The organism is Paraburkholderia dipogonis, assembly GCF_046027395.1.
Lineage (GTDB): Bacteria > Pseudomonadota > Gammaproteobacteria > Burkholderiales > Burkholderiaceae > Paraburkholderia > Paraburkholderia dipogonis_A.
On sequence record NZ_JAQQEG010000065.1, the window covers coordinates 1 to 19,489 of the forward strand.

Below are 19,489 nucleotides of genomic sequence, written 5' to 3' on the forward strand. Positions count from 1 at the left end.
TCGACTGGTTCAGCGCCGTCTCGTATCACATGATGGGCGTGCCCACGGCGATGTTCACGCCGCTCTTCGTGATCTCGCGCACGGCCGGCTGGAGCGCGCACATCATCGAGCAGCGCGTCGACAACAAGATCATCCGTCCGAGCGCGAACTACACCGGACCTGAGAATTTGAAGTACCTGCCGCTAAATAGGAGAAAATAGCGGTCGCTGTGCGCTTTCAAAGCGCGTGCAGTTCAACCACGCGGTCGCCAGGACCGGTAGCCCGCGGAATGTTTAACTGAAACTAGATAGAAAGGTTTTCTCCATGAAAAAGCTGATGATCGCCGCCGTGATTGGCGCCCTGTCCACGACGATGCTGTCCGTCGCGACTGACGCCGCCGCGCAAACGGCGACCACCACGACGCCGGCTGCTAAGGCTGCGCCGAAAAAGCCGCAGCCGAAGCGCCTGATCAAGCGGAAGGCGAACCCGGCCAAGGAAGCGAAGGTCGATCCGGTGCCGGAAGGCGCGGAAAAGTGGTCGTGCAACGAAGGCCTGGCTTTCGAACTGAAGGGCGACATGAAGCGTGACCAGATCGTCACGGTTCACTGGGCTAACAAAAATTACAATCTGCCGCGCGAAGCGACTACCACGGGCGCAGATCGCTTCCACGACGCCGCAACGGGTATGGACCTGGTCGTGATCCCGACGAAGGCGATGTTGTTCTCGGATAAGGACAGCTCGCGCCTGGCCGACGAGTGCAAGACGGCGGCGATGCAGCAAGGCGCACCGGCTCCGACGCAATCGAACGCGATCGACAAGACCAGCAACTAATATCGTCATCAGGAACGCTCCCCGATGTCCGCTCCGATTTCCAACGTGCGACCCGACCCGGACCCAGTCCTGGCCGATATCGTCGACTACGTTCTGGATTATCAGATCGACAGCACGCTCGCGCTGGAAACCGCGCGTCATTGCCTGATCGATACGCTCGGTTGCGGACTCGAGGCGCTCACCTACCCGGCCTGCACCAAGCTGATGGGACCGATCGTGCCGGGCACGATCGTCCCCAACGGCGCGAAGGTGCCCGGCACATCGTTCCAGTTGGACCCGGTTCAGGCGGCCTTCAACATCGGCGCCATGATTCGCTGGCTCGACTTCAACGACACCTGGCTTGCCGCCGAATGGGGGCATCCGTCGGATAACCTCGGCGGAATTCTGGCGACGGCCGACTGGCTCTCGCGCAGCGCCATCGCAGCGGGCAAAGCGCCGCTGGCGATGAAAGACGTGTTGATCGCCATGATCAAGGCGCACGAAATTCAAGGCTGTATCGCGCTCGAAAACTCCTTCAACAAGGTCGGGCTCGATCATGTATTGCTGGTGAAGCTGGCGTCGACCGCGGTGGTCGGCCAGCTGATCGGCCTCACGCGCGACGAACTGATCAACGCGGTGTCGCAGGCGTTTGTCGATGGGCATGCGCTGCGCACGTATCGCCACGCGCCGAATACCGGCTCGCGCAAGTCGTGGGCCGCGGGCGATGCGACCTCACGCGCCGTGCGTCTCGCGCTGATCGCGAAGACCGGCGAGATGGGCTATCCATCGGTGTTGACGGCGAAGACGTGGGGCTTTTACGACGTGCTGTTCAAGGGCAACGCGTTCCAGTTCCAGCGTCCGTACGGTTCGTACGTGATGGAAAACGTGCTCTTCAAGATTTCTTTTCCGGCAGAATTCCACGCGCAAACGGCAGTGGAAGCGGCCATGAAGTTGCATGAGCAACTCGCCGCGGCGGGAAAGCGCGTTGAAGACGTCTGCAAGATCACGATCCGCACGCACGAAGCCGCGATTCGCATCATCGATAAAAAAGGACCGCTGAATAATCCGGCCGACCGCGATCATTGCATTCAGTACATGATCGCCGTGCCGCTGATCCACGGCCGGCTGACGGCTGCGGACTATGAAGATTCGATCGCGCAGGACGCGCGCATCGATGTGCTGCGCGCGAAGATGGAATGTGTCGAAGACGCGCAGTTCACGAAGGATTACCACGATCCGGAGAAGCGTTCGATCGCCAATGCACTGACGATCGAATTCAACGACGGCTCGACATTCGACGAAGTCGTAGTCGAATACCCGATCGGTCATAAGCGTCGTCGCGAAGACGGGATTCCGTTGCTGGTCGAGAAGTTCAAGACCAACCTCGCGCGCCGCTTTCCGGTCAAGCAACAACTGGCGATTCTCGACGTGTCGCTGGATCAGGCAAGGCTCGAAGCCATGCCGGTCAATGAATACGTCGATCTGTACGTCATCTAGTTAAGTACTGTAGTTCCGCGATCAAACCAAGGAAAACACCATGGCCCACAACCTCCACAAAACGCTCAAGGAATTCGACAGCGGTTCCGGCAAAGGCAAGTTCTACTCCCTGCCGCAACTCGGCAAGGCACTGAACATCAAGATCGACCGCCTGCCGGTTTCGATCCGAATCGTGCTGGAATCGGTGCTGCGTAACTACGACGGCAAGAAAATCGCCGAAGAACACATCGAGCAACTTGCCAACTGGAAGCCGACTGCTTCGCGCGTCGACGAAATCCCGTTCGTCGTGTCGCGCGTCGTGCTGCAAGACTTTACCGGCGTGCCGCTGCTCGCCGATATCGCGGCAATGCGCGGTGTCGCGAAACACATGGGCAAGGATCCGAAGTCGATCGAACCGCTGGTCCCGGTCGATCTGGTCGTCGATCACTCGGTGCAGATCGATCACTTCCGCGAAAAGAACGCGCTCGATCTGAACATGAAACTGGAATTCCAGCGCAACAACGAGCGCTACCAGTTCATGAAGTGGGGCATGCAGGCATTCGACACGTTCAAGGTCGTGCCGCCGGGCGTCGGCATCGTTCACCAGGTGAACCTGGAATATCTCGCACGCGGCGTGCACAAGAAGGCTGAAGGCGCGGACACGGTGTACTACCCGGATTCGCTGGTCGGCACCGACAGCCACACCACCATGATCAACGGTATCGGCGTGGTGGGCTGGGGCGTGGGTGGTATCGAAGCGGAAGCCGGCATGCTCGGCCAGCCGGTGTACTTCCTGACGCCGGACGTGGTCGGCGTCGAACTGAAGGGCAAGCTGCGCGAAGGCCTGACGGCGACCGACCTGGTCCTGACCGTGACCGAACTGCTGCGCAAGGAAAAGGTTGTCGGCAAGTTCGTCGAGTTCTTCGGCGAAGGCACGAAGTCGCTGTCGCTGCCGGATCGTGCGACGATCGGCAACATGGCGCCGGAATATGGCGCAACGATGGGCTTCTTCCCGGTCGACGAAAAAACCATCGACTACTTCAAGGGCACGGGCCGCACCGACGCAGAAATCTCCGCCTTCGAAAACTACTTCAAGGCGCAAGGTCTGTTCGGTATTCCGAAGGCTGGCCAGATCGACTACACCAAGGTCGTCACGCTGGATCTCGGCACGGTTACGCCGTCGCTGGCAGGTCCGAAGCGCCCGCAAGACCGTATCGAAATCGGCAACGTGAAGTCGACCTTCAGCGACCTGTTCTCGAAGCCGGTGGCGGAAAATGGCTTCGCGAAGAAGGCGGACGATCTCGAAGCGCAATACACGACGAGCAACGGCGTCGACGTAAAGAACGGCGACATCCTGATCGCCGCGATCACGTCGTGCACGAACACCTCGAACCCGAGCGTGCTGCTGGCCGCCGGCCTGCTGGCGAAGAAGGCTGTCGAAGCCGGCCTGACGGTCGCTCCGCACATCAAGACGTCGCTGGCACCGGGATCGCGTATCGTCACGGAATACCTGACGAAGACCGACTTGATGAAGTACCTCGACAAGCTCGGCTTCACGCTGGCCGCTTACGGTTGCACGACCTGTATCGGCAACGCGGGCGATCTGACGCCGGAACTGAACGAAGCGATCACGAAGAACGACATCGTCGCGGCAGCGGTTCTGTCCGGCAACCGTAACTTCGAAGCGCGTATTCACCCGAACATCCGCGCCAACTTCCTGGCCTCGCCGCCGCTGGTCGTCGCTTACGCGATCGCCGGCAACATCACGCGCGACCTGATGACCGAACCGGTCGGCAAGGGCAAGGGCGGCAAGGACATCTACCTGGGCGACATCTGGCCGACCAGCGAAGAAGTCAACGACCTGCTCAAGTTCGCGCTGGACGCCGACGCGTTCCGCAAGAACTACTCGGCGCTGACCAAGAAGGGCGACCTGTGGAGCAAGATCGAGGGCGAAGAAGGTCAAGTCTACGACTGGCCGAAATCGACCTACATCGCTGAGCCGCCGTTCTTCGGCAAGGACTTCTCGATGACGCCGGCCGACAGCATCGCGGCGGTGACCAACGCGCGCGCGCTGGGCATCTTCGGTGACTCGGTCACGACCGACCACATCAGCCCGGCTGGCTCGATCAAGGAAGATTCGCCGGCAGGCAAGTGGCTGAAGGAAAACGGCGTGCAGAAGGCCGACTTCAACAGCTACGGCTCGCGCCGCGGCAACCACGACGTGATGATGCGCGGCACGTTCGCCAACGTCCGGATCAAGAACCTGATGATCCCGACGAAGGCAGATGGCTCGCGCGTGGAAGGCGGCCTGACGATTCACCAGCCGAGCGGCGAAAATATGTCGATCTACGACGCGGCGATGAAGTACATCGACGCCGGTACGCCGACCGTCGTGTTCGCGGGCGAAGAGTACGGCACGGGCTCGTCGCGTGACTGGGCTGCGAAGGGTACGCAACTGCTGGGCGTGAAAGCTGTGGTCGCACGCAGCTTCGAGCGGATTCACCGCTCGAACCTGGTCGGCATGGGCGTTCTGCCGCTGCAGTTCAAGGGCTCGGATAGCGTGCAATCGCTCGGCATCACCGGCGAAGAAACGTACGACATCGAAGGCCTGGGCGCTGACTTCAAGCCGCAGCAGGAAGTGACGCTGGTGATTCGCGGCAAGGACGGCAAGGAAAAGCGCGTGCCGGTGCTGCTGCGTATCGACACGCCGATCGAAGTCGATTACTACAAGCACGGTGGGATTCTGCCGTTCGTGCTGCGTTCGCTGCTGGCTGCTTAACGCATTCGCTTACCTGTGCAGTAGCTGCGAGCTGTTTTGCAGGGGCTGCGTCCTGTGGAGGACGCAGCTGACTTTGAAGCCCGACCAGTGGTCGGGCTTTTTTTTGGGCTGCGTTTTTTAACGCTACTTTTGGGCGCGGTCGGTCTGGAACGCGTCGGGGTTGTCGGTGATGCGACGCTGAGTCAAGCGGGCGTTCCAGTCGATATCACCCGGCACCGGTATGCTGGCGCGCGTCGTGATATTCGCGCGCCGCTGCTGCACGGCCCAGTCGAGCAATGCCGCGCGCTCGGCTGTGTCATTTGCGGACGAGGAGCGTGCGGTCCATTCGGGTTGCTTCGACGCGGACGGCTGCGTGGCTGGATTCGCCGCGCGACTCAGCGTGAGCCGTTCGTCGATTTGCGGCTTGCCGAGGCGTGTGATTGGGACCTGGCGATGGGCCGTTGCGGGCTCGCTCGGTGCGACCTGACGTGTGGACACGCGTGCGGTCGGATGCGGCACGAGGTGTTCGACGTGCTGTGTCTTTGGTGTATTGGCAGGAGCTGTGCTCGGTGCCGCGTTGGCTGACGTAAGAGCGCCGGGAGCCGTCGCCTTCGGTGGCGAACTAGCGACCAAAGGTGCTCTCCGAGCAATCGTCCTGGCGATTTCGACCGGCGGCTGCACCGGCTTGGCTCGCTCTTGTGGATTAATTGCCATCGCACTGCCATCTATCGACGCAACCGGCCGCATTACCGCCGTGGCCGTGGTCGTCGCCTTGTCGGCGTGCATCGTACAGGTGGCCAGCAGCCAGGCCAGCGCGATGCTGCAGCCCGCGAAGATCGCCGCTCCGAGGACATGATCCGAACGGGTCGAACTCGGCCGCACCCGGCCCATTTCGAGGTAGTACCTGGCTTCGGCTAACTGCTCTTCAAACCGATGCGATTGGTCGCGTTGCTGCGGCAACTTGTAGAAGAAGAGAAACTTTGCCCCCGGCGGAAACGGCCCACGACGTGCCGGTGACGCCGGGCGTCGCACCGCATCCTGGATTGCCCGTTGCGCAGCGGTGAGTGGCGCGGGTTGCGGTTCGCGTTGTACCGCGACTGGCGCCAGCCGTCGCCGCGAGCCGAAGGGCGGCGGCAAGGCATCGAACGGCCGCGGAATCGGAAGCGCCAGATCGCCTTCAATCAAGGCCAGCGGTCGGTTCATTGTGAGGTGCTCCGGTATGCGCGCAACGTTGCTTCAAGTTGCGTGACGAGAGTCCTCGCGCGCGCCGTCAGCGTGCCAATTGATCCGGTGTTGTGCGCCAGCGGCGACGTACTTGCGCGCCGCAACGCCTCCATCAGACTGCGCGCGCCGACGAGACCCACTGCTCCGCTCAACCGGTGCAGCACACTATGGAAATGATCGAAGTCGCCGTCACGAAGCAAGGCGTTGAGCCGCGCGAGGTCGTCATTCATTGCCTGACGCCAGTTGTTGAAAAACGCGTGAAGATCGACTCCCTCTTCGGACAATGCGTCCAGATAACGGCTTTCAAATGGCTCAAAGGAGGCGCTGGCGCAGGTGTTCCGTGGCTGCGCGGCGTTGGAGAAAAGACGCGTCTGTGCGTTGCCGCTAGCGGTTTGCGCAGATGGCTCCCGTTGTTCGACAGCGAACGGCGCGTTGAAAATTGCGCAAGGGCCCGTCTCCGAGCCGCTCACGATGGAGAGCTCGCCGCGCATGCGCTGCGCCAGTATTCGGCAGAGTGGCAAACACGCGTCGGCGTCGCCGAGCCGCTCGGCCACCTGTGGATTACCTGTGACTGGACCGCAAAGCTGCGATCGCGCGGCCGGGGCCATTTTTTCACCGGCATCGACTACGCTGATAAAAATACGTTGCGAACCCGGATTCAACCGCTGCGCCCACACGACGAGCGAAATCTCTCCCTCCGCGCTGAGTTGGATCGTTCGATTGAGCAAATGGAAAATGACCTGGCCTAACCGGGCACTATCGGCGCGAATCGTTTCGGGCACCGTTTGACCAACGCTCGCGCGTAGGCGCAAATCGCGACGAGATGCAAACGGGACGAGCAGAGCGACAACACCATTGATAAGCTCGCGCAGGTTCGTCACGCTCTCTTCGAGGACGAACGCGCGAGATTCCAATGGCGAGGTATCCAGCAAATCGTTAAGCGTTTGACTCCATGTGCGCACAGAAGAACGAGGCAAGGTCATAATATTCATAGCCCGCAAACTTATTCGACCAAACGGTGCAAAGTCGCGAACTCGATGAGTCCTGCCAACGACGAAAGACCGAGTTTCTCCTGAATACGGCCCTTGTATGTGCTGACGGTTTTGTCGCTTATAAACAAAGCATCCCCAATCGCCTTATTCGACATGCCTTTCGAGAGCATCTGCAGAATCACAAGCTCTTTGTCCGACAGCAGCCCGATCCTTGCCTCTTCTCCTCCCGCTCCGGCAGCGAGCGCCATGCCGCCGCCACTGGCCGTCACGGGAAACACGGTGTAGCCGGCAAGCACCGCCTCGACACCGCGCATGATCTCCTTCATTTCCTGCGACTTGCCGACGAAACCGTGGACGCCCGAGCGCATCGCACGCGGCGCGAACGTGGCCGGGTCGTGGCCCGACAACACCATCACACGGATAGGCGGATGAACGAGCTTGAGACGGGGAATCACGTCGAGCCCACTGATGCGCGGAATATCGAGATCCAGTATGGCGAGCTCAGGGGTGTGCACCCGTGCCAATTCCACAGCGGACTGACCGTTATCGGCCTCGATTACATCTTCAACGCCAAGCAATTGCATGAGCTGCATTTTGATGACCATACGGAATGCCGGATGATCATCGATAATCAGAATAGGTGACATATTTCTTAATTCTCCTGAACACGCGCCTCGCGATATCGACTTTTACCCGCGTCGAGTTTCAATACTCGTCGATGTGTGCGGCACAACTAATCGTGGCGACCAGGGATACGACACGGACTATCCAAAACGACCGATCTTCCGCGCCCCACTGCCGGTCGCCGGCTTCAAAGATCGCTTTCGATGCAGCAGTCCACTAGGAGGCCGCCGCCACAAGTTCGATCTCGACGCGGCGGTTCGGCGCGAGGCACCGCGTCAACTGATCGCGTTTCGTTTGCCGGCAACCGACTAGCGGATTCGCACTGCCCCTGCCCCGTGCGGTCATCGGCAGGCTCACACCGTGCGCTCGCAGATATCGCTCGACCGTGCGCGCGCGTTGCGTGGACAGACCAAGGTTGTATGATTTGTCGCCGAGGCGGTCAGCGTAGCCGGTGATCTTCAGTTCCTGCATGACTGGAACCTTCTTCAGACCGATTGCCACGTCATCCAACTGACGCTTGCCGGCGGGCAGTATCGCGGCCTCGTCGCCACCGTTGAATCGGAAAAGAGAATCGGCCTTTAGCATGATCTTTCGCGGCGCCTTGGCAGTAGAAGCAGAAGTAGCCGGCACCGGAGCGGCCGTCGGTGTTTGCATCGCCTGCCTGCATTGCAGCGCTGTTTCCGCCGACTGGCGCAAGTTATCCTGCACCTCAGGCAAGCGTTTCTCGGCGTCGGAGAAACTGCGTCGCCATGCGTCATGCCCCGCCTGCATCAGCTCGACTTCGGCACAGGCAAGCGGCGGCTGCGCCTGCGGACATTGCGCAACAACGGGATCCGACTTGATGGTATTGACGATCTTCCACAGATCGGGGCGCACCGTGGACACGGTGCGTAGCGCGGGATTGACGGCGGATAGCGGTGTGCCGTTCTCCAGGCTCATCGTGATCATGGCCGCCTGGCCGATCGCTTCTTCGACGAAGCCCCAGTGGTCGCTAGCTTGCCGCGCCTGTTGAGCGGCATTGATCCAGCATTGTGCCTTGGCGTGAAAATAGCCGTTTTTATCGCCCGGCAGATGGTCGAGCCGCGTCTGCAGCAATGCCAGCGCCGTGCTACTGCTTGCCACCGGCGCGTAGGCGCTGATCCATTGCGAATTGACTGCGCCCGCGGTTACGTCCTGCGTCGCGCCGAAACCGGTTTGCAGCAATGTGGAGTCTTCGATGCCGAGCCGGTCACGCGCGGCGTGGTCCGCGCAAGCTGTCAAGGCGAGCGCGCATACAAGCACCGTTAGCTGGTGTTTCATTGATTCCCCGCGTCAAGCGCATCTTCTTATAGAGGGCTACGAGTATGAAGAGACGCTGATGCGCAGGGAATGGGAGCAATCTTAGATTAACGTCAGAGATTTGTTCATAGTGATGCGTTTCAGATAAATGCTGTCATCTGCTTGCGTAGATCCTCAAACCTTGACCGCCCGCGCTGCATTTCGCCCACGCAGCCATTCGAGCGCCAGCAACAGACTGGTGGAAAAAACAATCAGAATTGTCGCCAGCGCGGCGATGGTCGGGCTGATATTTTCGCGGATGCCGGTAAACATCTGTCGGGGCAACGTAGTCTGATCCGCGCCCGCCAGGAACAGCGTCACGACGACTTCATCAAATGAAGTTGCAAATGCAAACAGCGCACCCGAAATCACGCCCGGCGCGATCACCGGCAACGTGATGCGGAAAAACGTCTTCACCGGATTCGCGCCTAGCGACAAACTCGCCCGCACCAGGTTGTAGTTGAAACCCTGCAACGTCGCCGCCACCGTCGTCACGACAAAGGGCACGCCGAGCGACGCATGCGCGAGAATCAGGCCGATGTAGGTATTGGCCAACCCAAGCGGCGCAAAGAACAGGTACATGCCGACGCCGACCACCACCACCGGCACGATCATCGGCGAGATCAGGATCGCCATGAGCAGCCCTTTGCCGCGGAAGTTAGCCTTGGTCAGTCCGATTGCCGCCAACGTGCCGAGCACGGTTGCGACAACGGTCGCCGAGGGCGCCACGATAAAGCTGTTCTTGGCGGCCATGCGCCATTCATCGGACGCGATCAGATTCTGATACCAGCGCAACGACCAACCCGGAATCGGATACACCAGAAACGTGCTCGACGAAAACGACAGCGGCACGATCGCCAGCACCGGCAAGATGAGATACAGCAGCGTGAGCACGGCGAGACCGCGCAGCGCGAAATACCACACGCGCTCGACCCATGACGTATGCGGCGCGAACAAAGGCTTGGCAAGTTTCATCGCAATAGACTCCGTTCAGCCGAGGCTCAGTGACGAACGCGTGAAGCGCCCGTAAATGACGTACAGCACGAGCGTCGCGGCAAGCAGCAGGCCGCCGAGCGCGCACGCCATGCCCCAGTTGATCGTCACGTTGGTGAAGTACGCGACGTAGTAGCTGACCATCTGATCGTTCGGTCCGCCGAGCAAGGCCGGCGTGATGTAGTAGCCGATTGCCAGAATGAACACCAGCAACGCACCCGCGCCGATGCCCGGATAGGTCTGCGGTACATACACACGCCAGAACGCGGCGAACGGATGGCTGCCGAGCGAAATCGCCGCGCGCTGATAGGTCGGTGGAATCGACTTCATCACGCTATAGAGCGGCAGGATCATGAACGGCAGCAGAATGTGCGTCATCGAAATATAGACGCCGGTGCGGTTGAACAGCAGTGACAGCGGATCGTGCAACAGCCCGCTGCCGACCAGCGCCTTGTTCACCAGCCCTTCGCTTTGCAGAATCACGATCCATGCGGCAACGCGCACGAGGATCGAGGTCCAGAACGGAATCAGCACGAGAATCATCACCAGATTCGCGCGACGGTCGGACAGCGTCGAAATCCAGTATGCAAGCGGATAGCCAAGCAGCAGCGCGAAGAACGTGACCGCCGCGCCGATCACAAAGGTGCGGCTGAACACGGCGAGATAGATCTGTTGATCAGGGTCGGTCGGGATGATGTGGCCAAACGCGTCCTGTTTATGGTCCAGCGAAGCCAGCAGATAGAACGGCGAATACGCGCCGGAATTTTTCGCAATGGCTTGCCAGTACGCGACGTCGTTCCAGCGTTCGTCCAACTCGACGAACTTCGCGTGAATCTGGGCGGGCGTCAGTTGCAAGGGCTTGCTGTTGTCGTCGACGAACGGCATGGCGCGCGCTGACTTGGCGACCAGTGAACGGTAGCCCGGAATCTCCACGTTCAGGCGTCGCGCGAGTGCGCCCATGCCGTCGCTGTCGGCGATCGCGGCGAGGTCGACAGCCAGCGCGGCATACGCGGTATCCGGCGGCGGCGTCTTGCGATCCCACGCGCTCAATGACGCCAGCGTATGCGGCAGCGCGTTGACGACTTCGGGATTTTGCGCGGCGCGCGTGAGCAGCGCGCCGATCGGCACGACAAAAATCAGCAGCAGAAAAATCGCGAGCGGCGCGATCAGCAGCAGGGCCATGGCCCGCTTTCTGGCTTCCGCGGCCTTCAGCTCGCGCTTGAGTCGGCCACTTGATTCAGGCGTCGAATCGGCAGCGATCGTCATTGTAGGCACACCTGTCTCCCGCTTTACCTTGGAACCGCGCGCACATCCGGACCGGATGCGCGCGCGTCATTTCACATCTCGAAGGCGCGGCCTCACTCAACCCGCCACGCCGTCTCACACAACACTAACTACTTCGAAGCCCACGACGAAAACCGCTGCTCCAGTTCATCGCCATGATCGGTCCAGAACGCCAGATTCTGCAGCACCGCATTCTTCCCATTAGCCGGCGAGTTCGGCAGATTCGCAAGCGTCTTCGGATCAAGCGCTTTGATCGCCGCCACATTCACCGGGCCGTACGCGATGTTGTGCGCGTAGTCCTGTTGCGGCTTCGACGCAATCGAATAGGCGATGTACTTCTCGGCCAGCGCCTTGTTCGGCGTGCCCTTCGGAATCGCCCAGTAGTCGAGGTCGTAGATGCTGCCGTTCCACACCACCTTGAGGTTCTTGCCTTCCTTCTGCGCGGCATCGATCCGGCCGTTGTACGCGGTGGACATCACCACGTCGCCCGCGACGAGGAATTGCGGCGGCTGCGCGCCCGCTTCCCACCACTGGATGTTCGGCTTCAGTTCGTCGAGCTTCTTGAACGCGCGGTCCTGGCCTTCCTTGGTGGCGAGAACCTTGTAGACGTCCTTCGGCGGCACGCCGTCGGCCATCAACGCGAATTCGAGGTTGTAGCGCGCGCCTTTGCGCATCGCGCGCTTGCCCGGGAATTTCTTGACGTCCCAGAAATCGGCCCAGCCGGCCGGCGCCGTTTTCAGCTTGTCGGCGTTGTACGCGAGCGCCGTCGACCACACGAAGAAGCCCACGCCGCAGGTTTGCGGCGCTTCGGGAATCAGATCCGACTTCTTGCCGATCTTCGACCAGTCGAGTTTCTCGTATAGCCCTTCATCACAACCACGGCCGATATCGCCCGATTCCACTTCCACCACATCCCAGTTCACATGCTTGGCTTCGACCATCGCCTTCACTTTGGCCTGCTCGCCGTTGTATTCGACGGCGGTGACCTTGTTGCTGGTTTCTTTTTCGAACGGCTGGTTGAATGCAACCTTCTGCGCGTCGCCATTCGCGCCGCCGAAATTGACGACCGTCAATTCGGCCGCATTGACTTGCGCGGCGCCCAGCGCGAGCGCCACAGCACCGACAGCGATGGCGCAGCGCGATTTCCCGATCTTGCTCATGGTGTGTTGCTCTCCTTTGGTGGTGTGCTTCAATACGTTCAGTGCGACTTTGTTATGTGCTGCTTTTCCTGACCTGCCTACGTCGAACACCTTGCGCGTTCGACGCGTTCACGCCCCTGCAAAAACCCGCAGATGCTCGGGTGCGAATTCGAGTGCGACCGGTGCGCCGGGCGCGAAGGTGTCGAGCACGCCGGTGCCGAGCGGCACCTTCACGAAGCACTCGTCCTGTTGCGGCAGACCACAACGCATGCGTACGTGGTCGCCGAAATAGATCAGCCCGCGCGCTTCACCGGCGAGCGCATTGGCGCCCGGCCGCGACAGGCCGTCACCGTTGGCAAGCTTCATGCGCTCGGGCCGGATGCACGCGACCGCCGGCGTGCCCGCGCGCGCGCCGCCAATATTGCGGCCGGTGAGGCGCGTACCGTCGATCAAATGAAATTCGCAATACTCGCCGTCGACATTCGCGATCGTGCCGCGCAGCTTGTTGCTGTCGCCGATGAAGTTCGCCACGAACTCATTGCATGGCGATTCGTACAGACGATCCACCGTATCGAGTTGCTGCACGATGCCTTTATCGAACACGGCGACGCGGTCGGACATGGTCAGCGCCTCGCCCTGATCGTGCGTGACGTACACGAACGTGACGCCGAGTTTCTCGTGCAGTGATTTAAGTTCGTACTGCATGTGTTCGCGCAACTGTTTATCCAGCGCGCCGAGCGGCTCATCCATCAGCACGAGCTTCGGCTCGAACACCAGCGCGCGGGCGAGCGCGATACGCTGCTGCTGGCCACCGGAAAGCTGCGCCGGATAGCGCTTCGCGAAGCTCTCCATGCGCACCATCTTGAGCGCGTTGTTCGTGCGATGGGCGCGCTCTTCCGCCGAAATCTTGCGCACGGTGAGCGGATACGCGACGTTCTGCTCGACCGTCAGATGCGGGAACAGCGCGTAGTTCTGAAACACCATGCCGATGTTTCGCTTATGCGGCGGCACGGTATTGAGCAGCGTGCCATCCAGCCAGATCTCGCCACCGGTGGGGAATTCGAAGCCCGCCAGCATCATCAGACAGGTGGTCTTGCCCGAACCGGACGGCCCGAGCAGCGTCAGAAATTCGCCCTGATAGATATCCAGATCGAGCTGTTTGACGACCAGCGTTTCGCCGTCGTAGGTCTTGCGCACACCTCGAAAGCTGACGATCACGTCATCGGTTTTCATCGTCCAAGTCTCCTCTGCGGTCCGGCTGGCTCCCCTGCAAAGCAGCGGGATTGCAGCAATTGCGTGGCTCACTATAGACCGTTACGGTTCTACAATATGGAACCATTTCATTATTCCGGATAGAACCACTTGGACACCGTGATTTTGTCGGATTGGCTTGCCGCGCGGCTCGACCGCACGGCCGCCGAACCGGTCTACCGACAGACGTTGCGGCTCATGCAGCAGGCGATCCTGACCGGCCAGCTGCCGCCGGGCACCAAGCTGCCCAGCTCGCGCTCGCTCGCCGAAGACCTCGGCATCGCGCGCAACACGGTGCTGCACGTCTACGACCAATTGACCGCCGAAGGCTATGTGATCTCGACCACCGGCAGCGGCACCTATGTCGCTGACACGCGGCCGGACACGGCCGCCGTGAATATGCGCAGGAAGCCGGCAGTGGCGAGCGTCGACAAAGAAGACACCACGGCCAGGGAAACCCCCAAGCCGCCGAAACGCGACCTCAGCGATCTGTCGACCCGCGGACGGCGCCTGATCGACAAAGCCGGCGTTTCCGCCAAACAGTGGGGTGCGTTCATGCCGGGCGTGCCCGACGTCGCGGAATTTCCGGCGCGCACGTGGAGCCGCCTGCAGGCGCGCTTGTGGAAGGAAGCCAATCCCGATCTGCTCACCTACGCGCCCGGCGGCGGCTACCGGCCGTTGCGGCGGGCGTTATCGGACTACCTGCGCGTGGCGCGCTCGGTGAATTGCACGCCGGATCAGATCATCATCACCACGGGTATACATCAATCGATCGACCTGGCGGTGCGCCTGTTGACCGATGTCGGCGACCGCGCGTGGGTGGAAGAACCGTGCTATTGGGGCGCACGCAGCGTGCTGCAGTCATCGGGGATTACCCTTGTGCCGGTACCGGTGGATGACGAAGGCCTGAATCCGCGCGAACAGGATCTGCAACAGCCGCCGCGGCTCGCGCTCGTCACACCGTCGCATCAGTATCCGCTCGGCATGGTGATGAGCCTCGCGCGCCGCCGCACGCTGCTCGAATATGCGCGCCAGCACAACGTGTGGATCATCGAGGACGACTACGACAGCGAGTTCCGCTACGGCAGCCGTCCGCTCGCGTCGCTGCAAGGACTCGACGACGCCGGCCAGGTGATCTACGTCGGCAGCCTGGGGAAGATGCTATTCCCCGGCTTGCGGATCGGCTACATGATCGCGCCGGAGCATCTGGTGGACACATTTCGCACGGGCGTGGCCGAGTTGTATCGCGAAGGTCAGTTGATGCAGCAGGCGGTGATGACCGACTTCATCATGGACGGCCATCTCACGTCGCACGTTCGGCGCATGCGCGCGCTATACGGCGAACGGCGGCAGATTCTGATCGATGCGATCACCGCGCGCTTCGGCAACGAACTGCCGGTGATGGGTGACGAGGCGGGCCTGCATCTGGTGCTCGGCCTGCCGGATCACGCGAACGATCGCGCGGTGACGGCCGCCGCTTACGACGCCGGCGTAATCGTGCGCCCGCTCGCGAGCTACTACAGCAGCGATACGCCCGCGCGGCGCGGACTGCTGCTCGGTTATGCGTGCGTGCCGAATGACAAGATCGGTCCCGCCTTCGACACGCTCGCGCGCGTGATCGAGCAAACCGCGTTGAAGGCGCCGACGCGCGCCGCTTGAGCGCACACCGCCGCGAGCCTGGCCGCCGGCGGCGGTGCGTTCAACGTTCAATATTCGATGTTCGATGTTCAACGGCGCACGCTCAAAAAAACGCCGGGTCTTGCCTGACGCGCGAAGCGCCAGGCTTGAACACGCTCACTTCAAGCCGAAGTCGACCCGCGTCGTCGCGCCTTTGTCCTCGATGCCGTCGGCATTCAGCTTCGGTGCGACGATAAACACGCGACTGCTGTCGATCTTGCCGTCCAGGTATTGCTGCACGCTCTGCGCCCGCTGTTGTGCGAGCTGGCGCAGGCTGGCGTCGTCGATCGGGGCGTTGGCGGCGAGCGCGCTCTTCATGTCGTCGTCCGGCAAGCTCTTGGTCAAGCCGACAAAATTGCGCGGCTTCTTGAAGTCTGCCGACTTGTAGGCCTTGCTCAGATACTTGTCGTAGTCCTTCGGGTCGACGGTGACGGTCGACAGATCGACGCTCTCGCCGTTGCCCACCACGTCCTTGATCTTCTGCTGCTTGACGAGGCGGTCCACATAGCCGGTGCGCAACGCGGGTTCGTCGACAGCCGGATCGACGCGGCCAATCAGGTCCATGCGGATCGACGGCTTGTCGCTCAGCGCCTTCACGATCGTGTCGAGTTTCTGGGTGTCGGCGTCCGTGACTTTCGCCGAGCCGGGTTCGAACTCGACATAGCCCAACTCCTCGCCCTTGCCGCCGAATGCGTTGGCGATCAGAGAGAACGGCGCCGTCACCGCCTTCTGCAGCAGATTGAGCACGGCATGCCAGATCAGGCCGCCAATACTGAACTCGGGATTCGACAACGAGCCCGACACCGGCAAGTTCACGTCGATTTCGCCGCGCGAGTTCTTCAGCAGCGAGATCGCGAGACGCACGGGCAGTTTGGTCGCCGTATCGTTGTCGACGTGATCGCCGAACGTGAGCTGATCGATGAAGATGTGGTTATTCGCGTCCAGCTGATCGTTCGCCAGCTTGTAGTGCAGATCGACGTTCAGCTTGCCCTTGGTGATCGGATAGCCGGCATATTTCGACGAATACGGCGTGAGATTGGTCAGTTCGATATCGTGCGCGACCGCCGTCAGATCGAGCGCTGGCTTCGCAATCAGCGGATTGACCGTGCCGCGAATCGACAGCGGACCATTGGCGGCCAGTTTCGCGGCGATGTCGACCGGAGCGGCCGTCGTCGATTGCGTGCCAAACGCGCCGACCGTGCCCTGAATGTTGACCAGGTTCGCCGTGAAATTCGGCTTGATGAAATTGTCCGTGTACGTCACGCGGCCCTGTTGCAGCACCAGTTGACCGAAGTGCAGTTTGACCGGGCTTTGCGGCGGAGTAGCAGCGGTGACCGTAGCGGGCGGCGCCGACGACGAAGCCGGCGCAGGCGCCGCGGCGACCGTCGATGCCGGTTGCGGCGTCAACGGCACGGGTTCAGCGCCGCTCTTGTCGCGCGTCAGCGATTGCGCGGCGCCGCTTTCATGCGCGACGACGTCCTTCAGGTTCAGCTTGCCCTGCGCGTCGAGCAGCACGCGTCCATAGAACTTGGTGAACGTCACGCGGCCCGCGTCGACCACCGTGCCATGCTCGTCGTAATCGGCTTTCAGGTTGGACAATGCGAGCGAGCCCCATCCCGCGAACGGGTCAGAAGTCGCCTTATCGAGCATGCGGACTTCGACGAGCGCCATGTCGCCGTGATAACTCGCTTTCAGCGACTTCGCCTGATTCAACGCGAGGTCGCCGTTCGCATTGAGCAGCGCGCTCGCGATCACCGCATTCAGCTTGTTGCCGAAGTACGGTTCGAAGGCCGCCGCGTCGAGCCGGTTGGCATTCACCTTGACGGCCACCTTGAGCGGCGTCGCCGTGACGTCGCCCTTGACGCCGAGCGTGCCCTTCTTGTTCAGCGTCGCCTGCAGATCGACCGGCAGCGGGCGGCTCAGGTCGTCGCTAATGTTCTGCACCTTCAGTTGCAGCGGCGTGACGTTCAGTTTCACCGGCTGCGGCGTGGTGTTGTCCGTGAAATTGGCGGTCGCGTCCTTCAGGGTCAGCTCGCCGATCTTGTAGTGCCATGCGGGCCCTTCCGCCTGCGCCTTCTTGACCGCGTGAATCGCGGTGCGCTGCGGCGCGGCTTCGTGCTGACCGGCAAGCGCGGCGAGGTTGATGCTGCCGTCTTTCAGACGCTGCGCGTCGACCGCGAGGCCGGTCGTATCGACGCTGGCGATCTCGGCGTTGCGCGCCGCCACATCCACCTGCTTGAGCTTCACGCTACCTTGCGCGAGCGAGATCAGCGGGTCCTTGCTGTCGCGCGTCGCGACCTTCAGCGATTGCAGGTCCAGTTGCGAATTCGTGACCATCACCGCTACCGGCGACTTCGACCAGTTCGCGCCGACATTGACGGTGGCGGTCAGCGCGCCGTCCGTGATTTGCGCCACGGTCGCGGTGTCGATATACGGTTGCAGCAGAGGCAGCTTCAACGACTTCACGTCGACCTTCGCGCTCGCCGTCTTCGCGACGAGGCCGAACGCACCGGCCACGCCCAGCGAGCCGCCCGCGTCCTTGAAATCGGTGTTCAGCGTGTAGTGCGCGGGCGCGCTGGCGAGCGTGGAAAAATCGGTCAGCGTCACGGCCAGTTTTTGCAGGCCGACGTCGACGGGCCGCGAAGCCGCGTTGTCGTGAACATTCACGGTGCCGTCATTGAGCACGAAGCGTTTGATCGACAGATCCAGCGGCGGCGCCGTCTTTTCCGTGGCGTTCGAGCCGGATGCCGCAAGCGGCGCGCTCGCGGCCGGTTGCGCCGCAGCCGCTTCAGATGCCGACGCGGGCGCCGGCGCGAACATTTTCTCGACGCTCACCACGCCATCTTTGTCGCGCGCAAGATTGGCGGTGGGCGCGTCGACGCGGATCTCGTCGAAGTGATAGAGGCTCTTCAACGGCTCGAGCGTGGCGGCGGCCACATGCACCGCGCGCGCCGCGAAGAACGGCGCCTTGCTCTGATCCTGCACGTCCACGTCGTTCATATCGACGGTGCCCGCCACGCGCAACGAAGGCGCGTCGTTGGAGACCACGAAGTTGAGCTTGAGATCGGTGGACAGTTTGCCGGACTGCACGATCACCGGCAGTTTGGTCGGCACGTAGGACATGAGACGTGGCACGTCGAGCCCGTCGAAGCGCAACGACACTTCCGACTCGCGCGACGCGGCAAACGGCTTGGTCTTGCCGTCGATGGCAAGCGGACTGCCGTCGATCCGAGCGCGCAGCAAAGGCTCGACGAAGATATCGGTTTTCGACGGCAGCGTGGCGATGAACGGAATGCCGAGCTTCCATTGATCGATCACATGCGTCGCGCCGAGCAGTTTGTCGTCGAACGTGATCTGGCCGTTTTCGAGGCGAATGTTCGAGACGGAGAACAGCGTTGGCTTGCTATCGGGCTTGGCCGGCTGCTTCGCGAATTTCTCGATCAGATCCGTAAAATTGAAACGCTGCGCATCGTAGCGAACAATGTGAAAGCGCGGCGAATCGAGCTGCACTTCGTCGATGATCGGTGCCGCGCGAAACAGCGAACTCCACGACGGCTGCACGATGAGCCGTGAGATATCCACGAAGTCGCCCGCGCCGCCGCGCTCGCCGATATGCACACGATCGGCTTCGAGCTTGAGCGTGTACGGATTGAGCGCAATACGGCCGATTGTTGCAGGGCGGTCGAGTTGTTTGCTGAGCTGTTGCTCGGCAATGTGGCGAATCAGCGGCGGCGCCGCGAAGAAGCCCAGCAGACCGAACAATACAACGAAGATCAGCAGACCGGTAATGACACGCCGGGTGCGGCGTGACTGCGCGACATCGCGCACGGTCTGCATGGACGAGGCTAATGATGCTTTATTGAGGCTTGCCATGCTCGGTCTTGGGTAGTGCGGCGGCAAGCCCGCCGCGAAAACGAAAATCCCGCAAGCGGCAGTATAAGTCGTGAATCTTTCGTGGGATATAA

The 19,489-nt window shown here is 61.5% G+C and carries 14 protein-coding genes; 5 read left to right on the forward strand and 9 right to left on the reverse strand.

The window, feature by feature from the left end:
* The 4 genes from PQR32_RS39205 to acnA all read left to right on the forward strand — a co-directional run.
* On the forward strand, nucleotides 1-200 hold a 200-nt coding region (locus PQR32_RS39205), incomplete at its 5' end, for a citrate/2-methylcitrate synthase (protein WP_408240366.1).
* 103 nt (nucleotides 201-303) lie between these two features.
* Nucleotides 304-810 (forward strand): hypothetical protein, encoded by a 507-nt coding sequence (locus PQR32_RS39210; protein WP_408240369.1) that lies wholly within the window; start codon nucleotides 304-306, stop codon nucleotides 808-810.
* 24 nt (nucleotides 811-834) lie between these two features.
* Nucleotides 835-2,286, forward strand: coding sequence for a bifunctional 2-methylcitrate dehydratase/aconitate hydratase (locus PQR32_RS39215; RefSeq protein ID WP_408240372.1), 1,452 nt, complete (start codon nucleotides 835-837; stop codon nucleotides 2,284-2,286).
* A gap of 40 nt (nucleotides 2,287-2,326) precedes the next feature.
* The gene (gene acnA, locus PQR32_RS39220) at nucleotides 2,327-5,044 is read left to right on the forward strand and encodes an aconitate hydratase AcnA (protein ID WP_408240375.1); all 2,718 of its coding nucleotides are present in this window, start codon (nucleotides 2,327-2,329) and stop codon (nucleotides 5,042-5,044) included.
* A gap of 123 nt (nucleotides 5,045-5,167) precedes the next feature.
* Here acnA and PQR32_RS39225 read toward each other — a convergent pair whose 3' ends face one another.
* The 8 genes from PQR32_RS39225 to PQR32_RS39260 all read right to left on the reverse strand — a co-directional run bounded on the left by PQR32_RS39225 (nucleotide 5,168) and on the right by PQR32_RS39260 (nucleotide 13,829).
* Entirely contained in the window at nucleotides 5,168-6,226 is a 1,059-nt protein-coding gene (locus tag PQR32_RS39225; protein WP_408240378.1) for a hypothetical protein, read from the reverse strand.
* On the reverse strand, nucleotides 6,223-7,239 hold the full coding sequence (locus PQR32_RS39230; protein WP_408240381.1) for an Hpt domain-containing protein: 1,017 nt from the start codon (nucleotides 7,237-7,239) through the stop codon (nucleotides 6,223-6,225). Before PQR32_RS39230 ends, PQR32_RS39225 begins: the two co-directional genes overlap by 4 nt.
* Before the next feature lie 11 nt (nucleotides 7,240-7,250).
* Nucleotides 7,251-7,886 (reverse strand): response regulator, encoded by a 636-nt coding sequence (locus PQR32_RS39235; protein WP_408240384.1) that lies wholly within the window; start codon nucleotides 7,884-7,886, stop codon nucleotides 7,251-7,253.
* A 193-nt stretch (nucleotides 7,887-8,079) separates the two neighbouring features.
* On the reverse strand, nucleotides 8,080-9,162 hold the full coding sequence (locus PQR32_RS39240; RefSeq protein ID WP_408240387.1) for an OmpA family protein: 1,083 nt from the start codon (nucleotides 9,160-9,162) through the stop codon (nucleotides 8,080-8,082).
* Nucleotides 9,163-9,315: 153 nt separating this feature from the next.
* Nucleotides 9,316-10,155: an ABC transporter permease gene (locus PQR32_RS39245; protein WP_408205376.1), complete on the reverse strand. Its 840-nt coding sequence runs from the start codon at nucleotides 10,153-10,155 to the stop codon at nucleotides 9,316-9,318.
* 15 nt (nucleotides 10,156-10,170) lie between these two features.
* Nucleotides 10,171-11,439: an ABC transporter permease gene (locus PQR32_RS39250; protein ID WP_408240391.1), complete on the reverse strand. Its 1,269-nt coding sequence runs from the start codon at nucleotides 11,437-11,439 to the stop codon at nucleotides 10,171-10,173.
* A 128-nt stretch (nucleotides 11,440-11,567) separates the two neighbouring features.
* Nucleotides 11,568-12,617: an ABC transporter substrate-binding protein gene (locus PQR32_RS39255; protein ID WP_408240394.1), complete on the reverse strand. Its 1,050-nt coding sequence runs from the start codon at nucleotides 12,615-12,617 to the stop codon at nucleotides 11,568-11,570.
* 108 nt (nucleotides 12,618-12,725) lie between these two features.
* Nucleotides 12,726-13,829, reverse strand: a complete 1,104-nt coding sequence (locus PQR32_RS39260; RefSeq protein ID WP_408240397.1) for an ABC transporter ATP-binding protein — start codon at nucleotides 13,827-13,829, stop codon at nucleotides 12,726-12,728.
* A gap of 129 nt (nucleotides 13,830-13,958) precedes the next feature.
* Between PQR32_RS39260 and pdxR the strand changes: the two genes are divergently transcribed.
* Nucleotides 13,959-15,506, forward strand: coding sequence for a MocR-like pyridoxine biosynthesis transcription factor PdxR (gene pdxR / locus PQR32_RS39265; protein ID WP_408240400.1), 1,548 nt, complete (start codon nucleotides 13,959-13,961; stop codon nucleotides 15,504-15,506).
* A 135-nt stretch (nucleotides 15,507-15,641) separates the two neighbouring features.
* Here pdxR and PQR32_RS39270 read toward each other — a convergent pair whose 3' ends face one another.
* Nucleotides 15,642-19,397 carry a DUF748 domain-containing protein gene (locus PQR32_RS39270; RefSeq protein ID WP_408240403.1) on the reverse strand — a complete coding sequence of 1,252 codons (3,756 nt, stop codon included), beginning with the start codon at nucleotides 19,395-19,397 and terminating at the stop codon, nucleotides 15,642-15,644.
* Nucleotides 19,398-19,489 lie beyond the last annotated feature (92 nt).